Below are 14,590 nucleotides of genomic sequence, written 5' to 3' on the forward strand. Positions count from 1 at the left end.
GGCCGATGCGGCGCTGCACGCGGCCTTCACACCGCCATACCGCGATACCGCGATACCGCCATACCGCAGAGGAGCGCACGCTCAGACCCAGAGCACGGCGATGAAGATGTTCGCCGTCGTCAGCAGGCCGACCGAGCCGAAGAGCGGGGCGCTCAGCCGGTCCTCGTCGCGCTTGACGTAGGTGACTCCGAGGATCACCACGAGCAGCGCCAGCTTGAGTCCGATCTTGACGTTGTTCACCGCGCCGCCGTCCGCCTGGTGGAGTCCGACCAGCGCCACGCCGGTGATCAGCATGGTCAGCGCCCCGTGCAGCATGCTGGGGCTGATCCGGGCCTCGCCGCTGCCGATCGCCTTCACCTGGGCGAGGAAGCCGCCCAGGAGCGCGGCTATGCCGATGATGTGCAGGCCGACGAAGATATTGATCAGTACGTCCATGGCCGCGAGCGTATCCGGGTGTTTTCGGGGCCTTTAGCACGCCCCCGGCTTCCCCGCAGGCGCTCGCCCCCGGCCGGTCAGGACCGCGCATATGCCCCCGGCTTCGAGTCGGCAGGTGGCGCGGTCCGGACAGCATGTGGACGAAACGGCTCACTTGCGGTCATCCCCGTGCCTCTTCGGCCCCCTTCCGCATAGCGTCCTCGTCACGTGGCCGCGCCCCGCCGGTCGGCGCGGCCACTCCAGAACCAGGAGCAGGTGCGATGCGCCCGGCGCCGTTCGCGGGAACGTGCCCGGCACCGCCGCACCGCCCCGCGGACGGCGCAGCAGCGCCCGCGGGATCCGTCAGCACCAGTGAGGAAGTGACGGCCGCCATGGCCTCGCACCGCAAGCCCACCCCCTGCTCCTTCGCCGCGTTCACCGCGCCTGCGGTCCGCACCGCTCTCACCCTCGTCCTCGCGGGCGCCGCGGGGGCCACCTCCCTCCAGGGGTCCGCCTCGGCGCAGCCGCGGACCCCGCAGCCGGACACGACCCGCGTCAAGGCGAAGGTCGACCGGCTGCACCGGGAGGCCGAGCGGGCGACCGAGGCGTACAACGGTGCCCAGGAGAAGGCGCGGAGCGCGCGGACCAGGCTGGAGGCGCTGGGGGACGAGGCGGCCCGCCGGCAGCAGAAGCTGAACGCTTCGCGGCGGACGCTCGGCTCCTACGCGGCGGCGCAGTACCGCGACGGCAGCGGCGTCGATCCCGCCCTGCGCCTCGTGCTCACCGCCGCCCCCGAGGACTACCTGGAGCGGGCGGCGGCCACCGAGCGCGCCGGGGACCGGCAGGCGGCGGTCGTGCAGCGCGCCGCGCACCGCAGGCGGCAGCTCGCCCAGGTGCGGGAGGAGGCGGCGGGCGTCTCCGCGGAGCTGGCGGAGGCGGCTGAGCGCACCCGCCGCCACAAACGCACGGTCCGCGGCAAGCTCCAGCAGGCGCAGCGGCTGCTCGGCGAGCTCACCGCCGAGCAGCGCGCAGCCGTGCTCGAGGAGAGGGCCCGCACGGCCCGCACCCGGCCGCACCGGCCGTCCCGGACGGCGGAAGCGGACCGCGGCGGCGGCCCGGCAGTCCATCCGGCGCCGGAGGAGACGCCGGGACCCGCACCGGTCGGCCGGGCCGCGCGGGCGGTCGCCTTCGCCCGCGGCGCGCTGGGCAAGCCGTATGTGTGGGGCGGCACGGGCCCGTCCGGATACGACTGCTCCGGTCTGACGCAGGCCGCCTGGCGGGCCGCGGGCGTCGCACTGCCGCGGACCACCTACAGCCAGATCCGCGTCGGCAGGCGGGTGCCGCGCGGCGACCTCGCCCCAGGTGACCTGGTGTTCTTCTACGACAGCGTCAGCCACGTCGGGCTGTACGTCGGCGGCGGCCGTATGATCCACGCCCCCCGGCCCGGTACCGCGGTGCGCGTCGCTCCGATCGATCAGATGCCCTACGCCGGGGCGGTGCGCCCCGCGTGACGGCTCCGGCAGCGCACGCGCCGCACCTTCCCGCCCTCCGGTCCCGGCTTCCGGCCCCGGCCTCCGGCTCCGTGCCGCTCCCGCGGGCCGACCTGCTCCGGGGGTGTGCGGGAGCGGCACGGGTCTGGCCAGTTCCGGCGCGGGGGGCTAGCTTCCGTGGCTGCCCGGGTGTGCACGCAGCCGCAACACAGCCGAACGGAGGGACCCATGTCCGAGCCCGCCGTCCCAGCCCCTCCCCCACCGCCTCCGGTACCGGTCGGACGACTGCGCCTGGCCGAACCGCCCGAGCACGCGTCGGCCGCGGAGGCACGTTCCCACCGCAAGCAGCGGCTGGCGGCGGCACTGCGGCTGTTCGGCAGGATGGGATTCGAGGACGGGGTCTCCGGCCACATCACGGTGCGGGACCCGGAGTTCACCGACTGCTGCTGGGTGAACCCGTTCGGCGTCCCGTTCGGCCATGTCACGGCCGGCGATCTGCTCCTCGTGGACCGCGAGGGCCGGGTGCGGGAGGGACGCCGCCATGTCAACCAGGCGGCGTTCGCGGTTCACTCTCAGGTGCATTGCGCGCGACCCGATGTGGTGGCCGTCGCCCACTGCCATACGACGTACGGGCGGGCGTTCGCGGCGCTCGGGGAACCGCTCGAACCACTCACCCAGGAGGCGTGTGCCTTCTACGAGGACCACGCGCTCCTGGACCAGTGGACCGGCGTGGCCGTGGATGCCGGGGACGGCGCGCGGATCGCCACGGCTCTGGGCCCGCACAAGGCCGTCATCCTGCGCAATCACGGCTTGTTGGCGGTCGGGGACTCGGTGGACGCGGCGGCCTGGTGGCTCCTTCAGCTGGAGCGCGCCTGCGAGATCCAGCTCGCCGCGAAGGCAGCAGGAAAGCCGGTGCCCGTCGAGCACCGGAACGCCGTGGCGGCCCGCGAACAGCTCGGCAGCGATCTCGCCGCATGGCACAACTATCAACCTCTCTACGCGAGGATCACCCGGGACGAACCGGACCTGCTGAGCTGACATCGGCTCATGTAAGGCACAATCCCCTTCCAACCCACGGAAGTTGAGAGGCGGGGTTGCACAGTGGCCGTGGACACGGCACAGGACGGCCCGGAGGGCCCGGGCGACGACGACGGGCACGACGGCGGCGCACCGGGCTCCAGTGCCGCCCGCGGCACGAGTCGGCCCTCCGATACGGGTTCCACCTCGGGCGCCACCGGCTCCGCTGCGAGTACCGCTCCCGCGGCGGGCACCGGCCCGGCCGCGGGGAAGAGCTCCGCCGGGGCACGGGACTCCGCCGCACAGGGCTCCCCCGTACGGGACTCCGCGGCACGGGACTCCGCGGCCGGCAGGGGTGGTGCCGCCAGGGGCAGCGCCGCGGCACGGGGAACCGGCCCGGACAGGGGCGCCCCCACCGGGCCGGGCGGCGCCACCGGCAAGGGCTCCCCCACCACGACCGGCACCGCTGCAAGCTCGGGCGCCGCACCCGGAGCATCCGGCGCGACAGGTGGTACCGGGACGGCCAGGTCTGCCGGGACGAGGGCGTCGGCAGGCGCGACCAGGGCGACAGGCACGACGGGAACGGCCGGGACCACAGGAACGACCGGGACTACCGGGACCACAGGAACGACCGGGACTACCGGGACTACCGGGACTACCGGGGCAGCCGGGGCGGCCTCCGCCCCCGGCGCGGGCCGCGTCCCCGGCGCACGCTCCGCCACGCCCCCCTCCCCACGCGCCCCGCGCTCCCCGCGCGCACCAGAGGGAACGACCGCAAGGGTTCCATCGATGCCGACCCCGTCGCCCACCTCACCCACATCGCACCCCTCTCCTCCCTCGCCTCCACCGCCCCCCTCGACCCCGCCGTTCGCCCCCGCCCGCCACGCCGACGGCGACAGCGGTAGCACCGGCGGCAGCGGCAGCGGCGACAACGGCGGCCGGGCGACCTGCCAGTGCGACAACTGTCCGCACGGCGCCCGCCAGAGCTACCGCAAGGCGCTGGCCGCCTTCGTGCAGCGCCGGGACGAGTTGGCGGTTGGCCTGGGTGTCCCGGTCGGGCTGGCGCACTCGGCAGGGGCCTCCCGCCAGTGGGTGTCCGACGAGCTGACCGGTACGGCGCGGGCGCTCGCCGATCGGAGCCGCGAGGAGGGCGAGGCGTGGGTGGCGCGGCTGTGGCGGCGGACCGTGGGCACCGTCTGGGTCGCCGCCGGGTTGCTGCTGCTGGTGCAGTTGCTGACCGCGCTGGCCGGCGGCTGGTCCACGGGCCGCACCGCGGGGCTGGTGGCGGCCGGCGTCTCGGCGGTGGGACTGTCCGTCGCCGCCTGGCTGCACCGGTCGCGGGGCGGGGTGCTGGCGCCGGTCATCGGTGAGGACAACCGGCTGTCCACCTCCCGGACGGTGGCCGCCGGGTGGGTGCTGCTGTCCGTCTTCGCCGTGCTGGTGCTGGCCGTCGAGCTGGCGGCGGCGCCCACCCCGGGGGCCCGCCGCGCGCTGCTGGCCGGGCTGGATCTCTCCCGCGGCGCGGGGGTGGTCACCGTACTCGCGCTCACCTGCGCGGTCGCGGTCGTGGTGCGCCGCACGGTGGCGGTGCGGGTGCAGGGCAGGAGGCTGCAGAAGGTGCGCGCCGACCGCCCGCACGCCGCCGATCTGCTGACCGACGACGCGGGCCGGGGCGCGTTCTCGGATGTGCAGTACGTGCTCATCAACGGGGTAGCGGTGGTCTTCGCCGCGGTCCGGCTGTCCCGCCAGCCCGAACGGCTGCCCGATCTGCCCTGGGGGCTGGCGCTGCTGGTCGTCGTCTCGGCTGCGACGTATCTGGCCGGGAAGTACGCGGAGGGCGGCAGGCCCGTGGTGCTGTCGGTGGTGCGGGCCCGGGAGATGGGCGACCTGCACTCGCCCATCCGCACCGGCGACGACATCGAGATCCGGGGCGCGGGCTTCGTCCCGCCGGGCGCCACCGCACCCGACCGGTTGGCCCGGGTGGTGGTCCGGATCGGCGCCGTCCATGTGCACGCTCCGCTGATCCCGGTGCCCGGCGGTTTCGAGAGCCCTGCGGACACCGCGCTGAACGTTCCCGTTCCTGCCGAGGTCGAACCGGGCCGGGTGGAGGTCCAAGTAGTCACGGCAGCGGGCGCGGAGACCAACCGCTATCCGATCGACGTCGTCGAGTGACCGTTCTCGCGGAGCCGCACGGCAGGTCTCCCGGAGGGATCGCGGGGCACTTGCCAGTCGGGTAGGCCGTGGGTGAAGAATCGCCTCCGCACGCGAACACGGCTGCGAGAGGCGGGAGCGACGCATGTCTGTGACAGGGCCGACGGGTGGCCAAGAGCCAACGGGTGGCCGTGGGGCGGCAGGTGGCCGTGGGGCGGTAGGTGGCCGGGCGGACGAGGGGCCCAAGGCCGTCAGCGGCTACCCGGGGCCGGTCGTTGGAGGACCGCTGGGCGCGCGCGGTCTCGCCGCCCGCCACGCACTGCTCCCGCTGCGACTCTTCCTCGGCATCACGTTCCTCTACGCCGGCATCGACAAGCTGACCGACCCCGACTTCCTCGCCGGTTCCGGTCCCGGTTCGTTCGCCGCGACGCTGACGGCCGTGCACGACTCCGCGGCGGCCACCTGGATGGTCGAGCTGGCGCAGCAGAGCCCGCAGGGGTTCGGTACGGCCATCGGCATCGGGGAGGTGGCCATCGGCCTGGGCACCCTGTGCGGCCTGTGGGCCCGCGTGGCGGCCGCGGGCGGGGCGCTGCTCTCCTTCTGCCTGTGGATGACGGTGAGCTGGTCCAGCGAGCCGTACTACTACGGCAACGACCTGCCGTACCTGATGGCGTGGCTGCCGCTGCTGATGGCGGGGGCGCCGATGTTCTCGTTCGACTCGCTGCTGGCGGTGCGCAAGCGCCGCAAGGGGCAGCAGATCTTCGGCTAGTGCCGCGGGCCAGGAGACGGTCGGCTCGGCGAGGTCACCGCAGCCGAGACCGGCCTCGCCGTACCGCAGAACAGAAACGCGCCGCCATGCGCGACGTGGAGGTCCGACTCGCCACCGTCCTCCTCGGCATGCCCGTTCGGCGTCGTCGTCCGTCCGCATCGGCGCCGAGCGGCAGTACGAGGATGCGGGGCGTCGGCCATGAGGCTACGACGAGGAGATGCCCGTCCCGGAACGCCGACTCAGGTTGTGGCGCTGACGAGTGACGGCGGTGGGGTCGGCGGCTGCGGTCGGTGGCGGTGATGCTCCGGGCCGCTGCCGGGCCGCACGGGATCGGCTGGTGGTTCGCGTCAGTCGGCCCGGAGCAGGGCGTGCATCTCCGTGGTGTCGACGATGTGTGCCCGGGTGGGGAGGACTCGGTGGAGCAGGACGTCGTGGACTTCGGTGTCCGGGTCGGCGACGCCGTCGGACAGGACGTAGAGCTGGTAGTCGCGGTCGGCCGCGTCGAGGACGGTGGACAGGACGACTCCGCTGGTACTGATGCCGGAGACGACCAGAGCGGTGACACCGCGCTCGCGTAGCTGCTGGTCGAGGTCGGTGGTGGACATGCCGCCGTAGCGGATCTTGCGCACGACGATGTCACCGTCCTGGGGCGCGAGCCGCTGGTGGATGGCAGCGGCAGGGTCCTTGTGGTGCATGGCGCGGTGTCGGGCCAGCGGGGCGAAGGACTTGTTGGTGGCCGGGATCGCGTCCCAGTCGGCCTCGGTGAAGCCGACGCGTACGTAGGCGATGGTGCCGCCGGCTGCGCGCACGTCGGCGATGGCCCCTCCCACACGGTCGAGCAGCGCGTCAGGGTCCTCGCCTTCGGACACAGAGGCCAGGATCGCGGGTTGGTAGTCCATGACGACAAGCGCGGTGTGCGTGGGGTCAAGTGCGGGGGCAGTGCTCACGCGAGTGTTCTCCTTGCTGGTGTGCCTTGCTGGTGGTGTGCCTTGTCGAAGCGGACGCGCGCCGGTGGACCGGCTGAGTGCGGCGGACTTCAGAGGCGTGTTGCGGTGTCTCATGCGTGGCTGTGGGACAGTTCCGGCTCGTGCTGCGAGGTCTGGTCCGGTCGGGGAAGCAGGAGCGGGGTGGTCAGGATGAGCAGTCCGGCGACCGTGAGGACGGTGCGTGGACTGGTGATGTCGGCGAGCAGCCCGGCGAGTGCGGTGAGGACGGCGATGGACGCCTGCTGGCCGATCGACCAGGCCGTCAGGGTGCGGGCGACGAGATGCTTGGGGGTGTGTTCGAGCCGGTAGGTGGCGAGCACCGGGCCGTACAGGCTCATGTTGACGATGATCGCCAGCTCGATGACCATCACGGTGACGAGGCCGACGACGCCGGGGCGGACGAAGGCCAGGCCGATCAGCCAGATGGCGCGCAGGGTGCCGACGGTCCGGAAGACCCGGTGCCGGCCGAAGCGGGCCACGACACGGCGGGCCAGCCGGGAGCCGATGAGCCCGCCGAGACAGGGGGCGGCGAAGGCCAGGGCGTACTGCCAGGGCGGGAACCCGAGCCGGCGGAGCAGGAGCACGGCCAGCAGCGGCTCGGTGGCCATGATCAGACCGGCGACGAGCATCTGGTTGAGGTAGAGCGGCCGCAGCCCGGGGTGGCCCATGATGTGTCGCCAGCCGTCGAGCAGTGCGCCTGCCCGGAGCGGGGTCTTGCCGGTGGTCCGCGGGGCTTCCTCCTGGCCGCGGATCGCGGTGATGCCCAGTGCGGAGAGCAGGTAGCTGAGCGCGTCGGCCAGCACGGTGATGACTGGTCCGAACAGGCCGATCGCCGCCCCGCCCAGCGGTGGCCCCACCGCGATGGAGCTCCAGTTCGTGGACTCGAACCGCGCGTTGGCGACGAGCAGGTCGTCCGGCCGCACGAGGGTCTTGAGATAGGCGCCGCCGGCCGCGTTGAAGGCGATCTTGGCTGCGGCGGCCACGGCCGAGACCACGAGGAGTTGGACGAAACCGAGCCGTCCGAAGGCGTAGGCGACGGGGATCGTCGCCATGGCCGCAAACCGGGCCAGGTCCGTCACGATCATGACCGGCCGTTTGCGCCGGAACTCCATCCACGGCGCGAGCGGCACAGCGATCAGCGCACCCACCGCGGGCCCCACCGCGGACAGCGCGGACACCTCGGCGGGCCCGGCATGCAGCACCAGCACAGCGATCAGCGGCAACGCCCCGAACCCCAGGCCGGACCCGTACGCGCTCACCGCGTAGGACGCCCACAGCCAGCCGAACTGCCGGCCCAACCGTCTCCTGCCCACCATGTTCAGCGCACTCTCCTCGGGCCCTGCCCACCCAAACCGACGTTGACCGATGAGAGACAAGCGGGCAGGCCGGCAGCAGGTCAAACAACCGACCCGGCAGAAATCCACAACCGACGGTTGTCCGACGAGGTGGGTCGGTGTGCGTCTTGAGGCAGTGCGTACTTTCGCCGCCGGCGCGCAAGCAGCCGGAGCCCTCAGGCGGCGCGGAGGGCGCGTCCCTTCACGCCCCCCGTGCGCCGTATCCGCCGCGCTCGCGTCCGCCGCCTTCGCGTCCGCCGCCTTCGCGCCCGCCAGGCTCGCGCTGCTCCCGGCGGCGGGCGACCGAGCGGCGGGCCAGGAACGTCGCCAGCGCGGTCAGTCCCGCCAGCACCAGGGCACCGGGCACGACCACCAGCAGCAGCCAGAAGGGGATGTTCACCTCTCCCGCGGCGTCCAGCAGGTAGAGCACCGCGACAGCGATCATGGCCAGCCCGAGCAGCAGCCTGGACGGTTCGAAGCGGTGCCTCATCGGGTCCCTCCCCCCATGGACGCGGCCGCGCCGGGGAACTGCCGTGCCCCTCCGGAACGCGGGCCGGGGCCGCCCCCGCTGTCGGCGTCGGTCCCCTCGGCGTGGGGGCGGACACCGGGCTCGGCGGCGAGTGCGGCGCTCTGCCGGGTTCCGCCGCCGGACGAGGTCCCGGTGTCGGTCCGCTCGCCCGAGGGCAGCGCCCGGACGATCTCGACGCGGCCCGCGCCGGCGCTCAGCTTCACCACGATCGTGCCCTCCGGCTTCGCGTCGTCGAACGGGCGCAGGGTCAGCTTCCGGTTCGTTCCCAGGCCGCTGGCCCGGTCGTGGACGACCTCTCCGTCGGCGTCCAGTGCGCGGGGGAAGCTCATCTCGCCCATACCGACGTCCGCGCGCACCTCGACCACCGCGTTCGCCGGTACGACGACCTTGATCTCGCCCGCGCCGACCCGGGCCCCGGTCCGCAGTGTCTGGCCCGCCTTCAGGCCCGTACCGCTCAGGTCCAGTTCGCCGGTGCCGGAGCCGAGCTCGTAGCGCGGCCGGACCTCCGCGACGGAGGTGGGCATCCAATGCGTCTCGCGGACGTGTGTGGCGATGTCGTCCGGCAGCGCCGAGGCGCCCGCCAGCAGCCCGGCCGTCAGCACGACGCAGACGAGGGTGCCCGGCCCGGTGCGGCCGACGAACGCGCTGAGTGTCAGGCCGAGGCCGAAGACCGCCAGCGCGCAGCTCAGACCGACGACGAGGGTCGTGCCGAGCGGGTGGGTCTCCCACGCCGCTGCGGTGCCGATCCCGCCCGCCAGCAGCGCGAGGAGCAGGGTGAAGCCGCCCAGTGATCCCCGGCCGCCCCGGCGTGCGGGCGGCATCCCGCCGGTGCCGGCGCCTCGGGCCGGGACCCTGGGCGGTCCCCAGGGGCTCCCGTAGGAGGCGGGCGGTGTCGCGGCGGGGAGGGCGCCCTCGGGGCCCCACAGGTAGCCGGTCGCGCCGCCCGGCTGCCACGGTGCGGGACCGGCGCCCTTGGTGGCACCGGCCTCCTTGGTGAGCGGCTCCCGCCACCAGGAGGCGGGTACCGCGACCGGCGGTGCCTGCGCCTCCGGCGGCGCGTCGGCGACGGCGTGCGCTGTCGCCGGGTCGATCTGCGCCCCCTCGGCTCCGGCGGCCTCGGCCTGCCTGCGGTGCTGCGACCAGTACGCCGCACCCGCCACCGCGCCCACCAGCAGCAGCGAGAAGGGCACACTGCGGTTGCCGATCGAGGCGAGGAACAGGCCGCAGCCGACGAGCGCGACCAGAATCGCCGAGAGCGAGCTGCCCTCCACCCGGCCGGACAGCAGCCGCCGCCCCTCGTTCTGGGTCTCCCCCTCGGCGGGGATCAGCAGCCAGGCGAACCCGTAGAAGACGAATCCCAGTCCCCCGACGACGGACAGCACCACCAGCGGCACCCGGAAGATCACCGGATCGAGGTCGAAGTACCGGCCGAGCCCGCCGCACACGCCCCCCGCGACCTTGTGGGTGCGGCTGCGCCGCAGCCTGCCGGAGCGCGGCTCGGGCACCGGATTGTGCGCCCCCCAGGAAGCGGTGCCCGCCTCCGCGGCCCCGCGGGCCGTACCCTTCCCCCCGGCCCCGCGGGCCGCGCCCGTCTCCGCGCCCTCCCCCGCCACAGAACCCTCCCGGTCCGCACCAGACGCAGACCCACGCCCCTCCCGATCCGCACCGGAAGCGGGCCCGCGCCCCTCCCGATCCGCACCGGACGCAGGCTCGCGCCCTTCCCGGCCCGCACCGGAAGCAGACGCATGCTCCTCCCGATCCGCACCGGAAGCGGGCCCGCGCCCCTCCCGGTCCGCACCGGACGCAGGCTCGCGACCCTCCCGGCCGGCACCGGAAGCAGACGCATGCTCCTCCCGATCCGCACCGGAAGCGGGCCCGCGCCCCTCCCGGTCCGCACCGGACGCAGGCTCGCGGCCCTCCCGGCCGGCACCGGCGGCGGGCTCCGCCGGGTGCTGCTCCTCCTCGCTCATGGCCCTATGGTCGCGCCCCGCGTACCGGCGGGCATCGGGGGCCTACCCGGACACCTCCCTGAGATCCGGAACCGGAACCCGGGGCGGTGTCCGGGACGGCTCAGGGCGAAACCCTGATGTCCGGTCGCGCGGCCCGTGTGACGATCGGTGCATGACAGCGCCCGCCTCGCCCGCCTCCGAGGCGGCCCCGCAGGGACCCCGACCCGCGTCCTCGGAGCCGCCGACCGAAGATCCGCCGCTGCGCAAGCTCTACCGCAGCGCGGAGGGCCGGATGCTGGGCGGCGTGGCCCGCGGGCTCGCGGGGCACCTGGGGCTGCCCGTCTCGTGGGTGCGCATCGTCTTCATAGCGCTCAGCGTGGCCAACGGCCTCGGGGTGCTGCTGTACGCGGCGTTCTGGTTCGTGGTGCCGCTCGGTACCGGCGGGGTCGGCAGCGGGCCCCGCCTCGGCGCGGGCGGGCTGTCGGAGGTCGTCACGGACCGGGACGGGCTGCGCCGCCGCTTCCTCCGCAAGCCGGAGAAGGGGCAGATCTTCGCCGTGCTGGCGCTGATCACCACCGTGGTCGTGATGGCGGACAACCTCCAGTTCGGCGCCGCCAACACCTATCTGTGGCCGGTCGTGCTGATCGGTGCGGGCGTCGCACTGGTGTGGCGGCAGGCCGACAACTCCCGCCGGGCGCACTGGGCGGAGGTCGGCCGCCGCACCAGGCTGCTGCCGATCGCCCGCAGCGCTGCGGGGGTCGCGCTGGTGGCCGTCGGAGTGACCGGCATCGTCGTCGTACAGGGCTCGGTCAGCCATCTGGGGGCCGTGCTCCAGGCCGCGCTCGCGGTACTGGTCGGCATCGCCCTGATGGCGGGCCCCTACCTGGTACGGATGATGCAGGACCTGTCGGAGGAACGGCTGATGCGCATCCGCGCGCAGGAGCGGGCCGAGGTGGCCGCGCACGTCCACGACTCGGTCCTGCACACCCTGACCCTGATCCAGCGCAACGCCGAGAAGCCGCGCGAGGTGGCCCGGCTCGCCCGCGCCCAGGAGCGGGAGCTGCGCGCGTGGCTGTACCGGTCCGCCGACGGGTCGGGCGCCGCCGCCGAGGAGGAGGACGAGCCGAAGACGCTCGCCGAGGGGGTCAAGGCCGCGGCCGCCGAGGTCGAGGACCACCACGGGGTGCCCGTGGAGGTGGTCTGTGTCGGCGACTGCCCGCTGGACGAGGCGCTGGGAGCCCAGCTCCAAGCCGCGCGCGAGGCGATGGTCAACGCCGCCAAGTACGGTGGCGAGGGCGGTGCCGTGCAGGTCTTCGCCGAGGTGGAGGGCCGTACGGTCTTCATCTCCGTGCGGGACCGCGGGCCGGGCTTCGACCCGGACGCCGTGCCGGAGGACAGGATGGGCGTACGCGAGTCCATCATCGGCCGGATGCGGCGCAACGGCGGCACGGCGCGGCTGCGCACTGCACCGGGCGAGGGGACAGAGGTCGAACTGGAGATGGAGAGGGCGGCGGAGTCGTGACCAACGAGGCGACGGGCAGCGGGTCGACGGGCAACGAGGCGACGGGCAGCGCGCAGCAGGGCGACGGCGGCAACGGCCCCGGTGGCGGGGACGGCGCGGACGGGGGCCGCCGGGTGCGGGTCGTCCTGGTGGACGACCACCGGATGTTCCGCGCGGGCGTGCAGGCGGAGATCGGCCGCACCGACGAGACGGGGGTGGACGTGGTCGGCGAGGCCGGCGACGTCGACCAGGCGATGACCGTCATCGAGGCGACCCGCCCCGACGTCGTCCTCCTCGATGTCCACCTGCCCGGCGGGGGCGGCGTCGAGGTGCTGCGCCGCAGTGCCCCGCTGATGGGCGACGCCGAGCAGCCGGTGCGCTTCCTGGCGCTGTCGGTCTCGGACGCCGCCGAGGACGTCATCGGCGTCATCCGCGGCGGCGCGCGCGGCTACGTCACCAAGACGATCACCGGCGACGACCTGGTCGGCGCGATCTTCCGCGTCTCGGACGGCGACGCGGTCTTCTCCCCACGCCTGGCCGGTTTCGTCCTGGACGCCTTCGCCTCCACCGACGCGCCGCCGGTCGACGAGGACATGGACCGGCTCACCCAGCGCGAACGCGAGGTCCTGCGCCTCATCGCACGCGGCTACGCCTACAAGGAAGTCGCCAAGCAGCTCTTCATCTCCGTCAAGACAGTCGAGTCCCACGTCTCGGCGGTACTCCGCAAGCTCCAGCTCTCCAACCGCCACGAGCTGACCCGCTGGGCGACGGCACGACGGCTGGTGTGAGCCCCGGGGACGCCGCGTCCCGCGTATAGGCTGCGATCAGCGATTCCGGAGGCGTTTCAGGAGGGGAGACCGCCGTGCCCGAGGCAGTGGGACAGCCGCGCGAAGAGCCGTCGGCCCCCCTCACGGAAGTGCGTCTGACGGAGTTCAAGACGTTCCGCGACGCCGTACTGCCCCTGGAGCCGCTGACTCTCTCGGGCGCAACAGCAGTGGGAAGTCCAACGCGCTGGACGGGCTCGACGTGCTCTCCCGGCTCGCCGAAGGCGAGGAGATCCGGGATGCGCTCGACGGCCGCCGACGGGACACCGGTGCGGTGCGCGGTGGCCTGGAGGGCTGCCCGCCGCACGGCTCGCACACGTTCACCCTCGGCTGCACCGTGAGCACCCCCTGGGGCGCTCCGGCCCACCTCGATGTGACGGTGCAGGTCGCACCCGATGTCCGCATCCTCGACGAACGGCTGACGGGACCGACGTACAGCGGGAACAAGACGCTGTACGAGACCGTCGAGCCGCGCTCGGACAGCGGTGACATCGGTATCAGGTGGTACCGGGGTAAGTCCGGCCGCCGACCGCATCTGCCGCTGCGCTGGGACCGGTTGCTGGCGACGCAGTTGATGACCCGGCTGCCCGCGACGACAGATGCCGAACGCGAGGTCATCGAGGTTGCCGAGGTCGTACTCGGCGCGCTTCGCGGCGTCTTCCACCTTGATCCGGTCCCGCACCTCATGCGGCAGTACGTGCCTGCCCGCGACGCCGAGCTCCGGCGCAGTGCGGAGAACCTGTCGGCGTCCGTCCGACGCATCGCCGAGCAGTCGCCCGCGGAGTTCGACCGCCTCGTCTCGGGCCTGCGCCGGGTGGCCGAGCACCCCATCTCGGAGGTCCGCACGACACGCTCCGACCTGGGTGACGTCATGCTCGTCGTGGACGAGGGCGCGGGCGGCCCGACCCCCGCACGGGAACTGAGCGACGGCATGCTCCGGTTCCTCGCCGTCGCCACCGCCCTGCTGACCGGCCGGCACGGCGTGGACATCGGCAAGGAGCCGGGCACCGAGCCCTCGCTGACGCTGGTGGTCGAGGAGTTGGAGAACGGACTGCACCCTTCGCAGGCGTCGCTGCTGCTGGAACTCCTCCGCGAAGCATCCGCACGCGCCGGAACGCAGACACTCGCGACGACCCACAGCCCGGCCCTTCTCTCCGCCCTGACCGGCAGCGAGCATCCGGGAGTCGTCGTCTGCGACCGGGACCGCGACAGCGGGAGCAGCCGACTGCAACGACTGACCGACGTGGACGGCTACGCCACCGTCATGGCCGAGGGCCGACTGGGCGACGTGGTGACGCGCGGACTCCTCCCCGAGGCGGATCAGTGCGCCGGGATGTCGTTGCGCGGCTAACTCGCGTGCTCTCGCGCTGTTCCAAAGCGGATCAACAGACACGATCCCCTCCCACGCGCACAGCCAGGGGCCTTCCACACCATGGCCGCACGGCTGAGGCTGTCGAGGCCGCTTGCACGACGTGCAAATCGCTTGCACAGGAGTGGAGTTGATGCCCAACACGCCGGACGGCGCGGTGTGCTGGAGGTGGCCGCCCCGACCTGCGGGACACCGTCCACCGGAGGCACACCATGGCAACCGCACCCGCCACTCTGGCCACAGCCACCGACTCCGTG

Annotated in this window: 12 protein-coding genes; 7 read left to right on the top strand and 5 right to left on the bottom strand. The window is 73.6% G+C overall.

The window, feature by feature from the left end; translation table 11 throughout:
* Window positions 1-81: 81 nt before the first annotated feature.
* A complete protein-coding gene (locus ACFYNS_RS19780) occupies window positions 82-435 on the bottom strand; it encodes a hypothetical protein (RefSeq protein WP_388604179.1) in 354 nt (117 codons plus the stop codon).
* 371 nt (window positions 436-806) lie between these two features.
* Here ACFYNS_RS19780 and ACFYNS_RS19785 point away from each other — a divergent pair, with 371 nt between their 5' ends.
* From ACFYNS_RS19785 to ACFYNS_RS19800, 4 genes are all read left to right on the top strand, one after another.
* Window positions 807-1,925 (top strand): NlpC/P60 family protein, encoded by a 1,119-nt coding sequence (locus tag ACFYNS_RS19785; protein ID WP_360300750.1) that lies wholly within the window; start codon window positions 807-809, stop codon window positions 1,923-1,925.
* A gap of 207 nt (window positions 1,926-2,132) precedes the next feature.
* Window positions 2,133-2,942 carry a class II aldolase/adducin family protein gene (locus tag ACFYNS_RS19790; RefSeq protein ID WP_388604181.1) on the top strand — a complete coding sequence of 270 codons (810 nt, stop codon included), beginning with the start codon at window positions 2,133-2,135 and terminating at the stop codon, window positions 2,940-2,942.
* A gap of 768 nt (window positions 2,943-3,710) precedes the next feature.
* Window positions 3,711-5,093, top strand: coding sequence for a hypothetical protein (locus tag ACFYNS_RS19795; protein WP_388604183.1), 1,383 nt, complete (start codon window positions 3,711-3,713; stop codon window positions 5,091-5,093).
* Window positions 5,094-5,217: 124 nt separating this feature from the next.
* On the top strand, window positions 5,218-5,841 hold the full coding sequence (locus ACFYNS_RS19800) for a DoxX family protein (protein ID WP_360289715.1): 624 nt from the start codon (window positions 5,218-5,220) through the stop codon (window positions 5,839-5,841).
* Window positions 5,842-6,188: 347 nt separating this feature from the next.
* Here ACFYNS_RS19800 and ACFYNS_RS19805 read toward each other — a convergent pair whose 3' ends face one another.
* From ACFYNS_RS19805 to ACFYNS_RS19820, 4 genes are all read right to left on the bottom strand, one after another.
* Entirely contained in the window at window positions 6,189-6,788 is a 600-nt protein-coding gene (locus ACFYNS_RS19805) for a cysteine hydrolase (protein WP_360289717.1), read from the bottom strand.
* Between the two features lie 110 nt (window positions 6,789-6,898).
* Window positions 6,899-8,143: an MFS transporter gene (locus tag ACFYNS_RS19810; protein ID WP_360289719.1), complete on the bottom strand. Its 1,245-nt coding sequence runs from the start codon at window positions 8,141-8,143 to the stop codon at window positions 6,899-6,901.
* A 220-nt stretch (window positions 8,144-8,363) separates the two neighbouring features.
* Complete coding sequence (locus tag ACFYNS_RS19815) at window positions 8,364-8,651, bottom strand: hypothetical protein (protein ID WP_388604184.1); 288 nt, start codon at window positions 8,649-8,651, stop codon at window positions 8,364-8,366.
* Window positions 8,648-10,195 (bottom strand): PspC domain-containing protein, encoded by a 1,548-nt coding sequence (locus ACFYNS_RS19820; RefSeq protein WP_388604186.1) that lies wholly within the window; start codon window positions 10,193-10,195, stop codon window positions 8,648-8,650. Before ACFYNS_RS19820 ends, ACFYNS_RS19815 begins: the two co-directional genes overlap by 4 nt.
* 616 nt (window positions 10,196-10,811) lie before the next feature.
* Here ACFYNS_RS19820 and ACFYNS_RS19825 point away from each other — a divergent pair.
* From ACFYNS_RS19825 to ACFYNS_RS19835, 3 genes are all read left to right on the top strand, one after another.
* Complete coding sequence (locus ACFYNS_RS19825; protein WP_360289725.1) at window positions 10,812-12,161, top strand: PspC domain-containing protein; 1,350 nt, start codon at window positions 10,812-10,814, stop codon at window positions 12,159-12,161.
* Window positions 12,162-12,274: 113 nt separating this feature from the next.
* Window positions 12,275-12,928 carry a response regulator transcription factor gene (locus ACFYNS_RS19830; RefSeq protein ID WP_086022635.1) on the top strand — a complete coding sequence of 218 codons (654 nt, stop codon included), beginning with the start codon at window positions 12,275-12,277 and terminating at the stop codon, window positions 12,926-12,928.
* A 238-nt stretch (window positions 12,929-13,166) separates the two neighbouring features.
* On the top strand, window positions 13,167-14,315 hold the full coding sequence (locus ACFYNS_RS19835) for an AAA family ATPase (protein ID WP_388604188.1): 1,149 nt from the start codon (window positions 13,167-13,169) through the stop codon (window positions 14,313-14,315).
* The last annotated feature ends 275 nt before the right edge of the window (window positions 14,316-14,590 follow it).

Origin of the sequence: Streptomyces sp. NPDC006925, assembly GCF_042869575.1 — a bacterium.
In the GTDB taxonomy this organism is placed as follows: Bacteria; Actinomycetota; Actinomycetes; order Streptomycetales; family Streptomycetaceae; genus Streptomyces.

What these genes read in the sequence shown, in the direction of transcription:
- ACFYNS_RS19795 (WP_388604183.1), top strand. Translation starts at nt 3,711, where the DNA reads ATGCCGACCCCGTCGCCCACCTCACCCACATCGCACCCCTCTCCTCCC.
- ACFYNS_RS19800 (WP_360289715.1), top strand. Translation starts at nt 5,218, where the DNA reads ATGTCTGTGACAGGGCCGACGGGTGGCCAAGAGCCAACGGGTGGCCGT.
- ACFYNS_RS19785 (WP_360300750.1), top strand. Translation starts at nt 807, where the DNA reads ATGGCCTCGCACCGCAAGCCCACCCCCTGCTCCTTCGCCGCGTTCACC.
- ACFYNS_RS19815 (WP_388604184.1), bottom strand. Translation starts at nt 8,651, where the DNA reads ATGAGGCACCGCTTCGAACCGTCCAGGCTGCTGCTCGGGCTGGCCATG.
- ACFYNS_RS19825 (WP_360289725.1), top strand. Translation starts at nt 10,812, where the DNA reads ATGACAGCGCCCGCCTCGCCCGCCTCCGAGGCGGCCCCGCAGGGACCC.
- ACFYNS_RS19790 (WP_388604181.1), top strand. Translation starts at nt 2,133, where the DNA reads ATGTCCGAGCCCGCCGTCCCAGCCCCTCCCCCACCGCCTCCGGTACCG.
- ACFYNS_RS19780 (WP_388604179.1), bottom strand. Translation starts at nt 435, where the DNA reads ATGGACGTACTGATCAATATCTTCGTCGGCCTGCACATCATCGGCATA.
- ACFYNS_RS19810 (WP_360289719.1), bottom strand. Translation starts at nt 8,143, where the DNA reads ATGGTGGGCAGGAGACGGTTGGGCCGGCAGTTCGGCTGGCTGTGGGCG.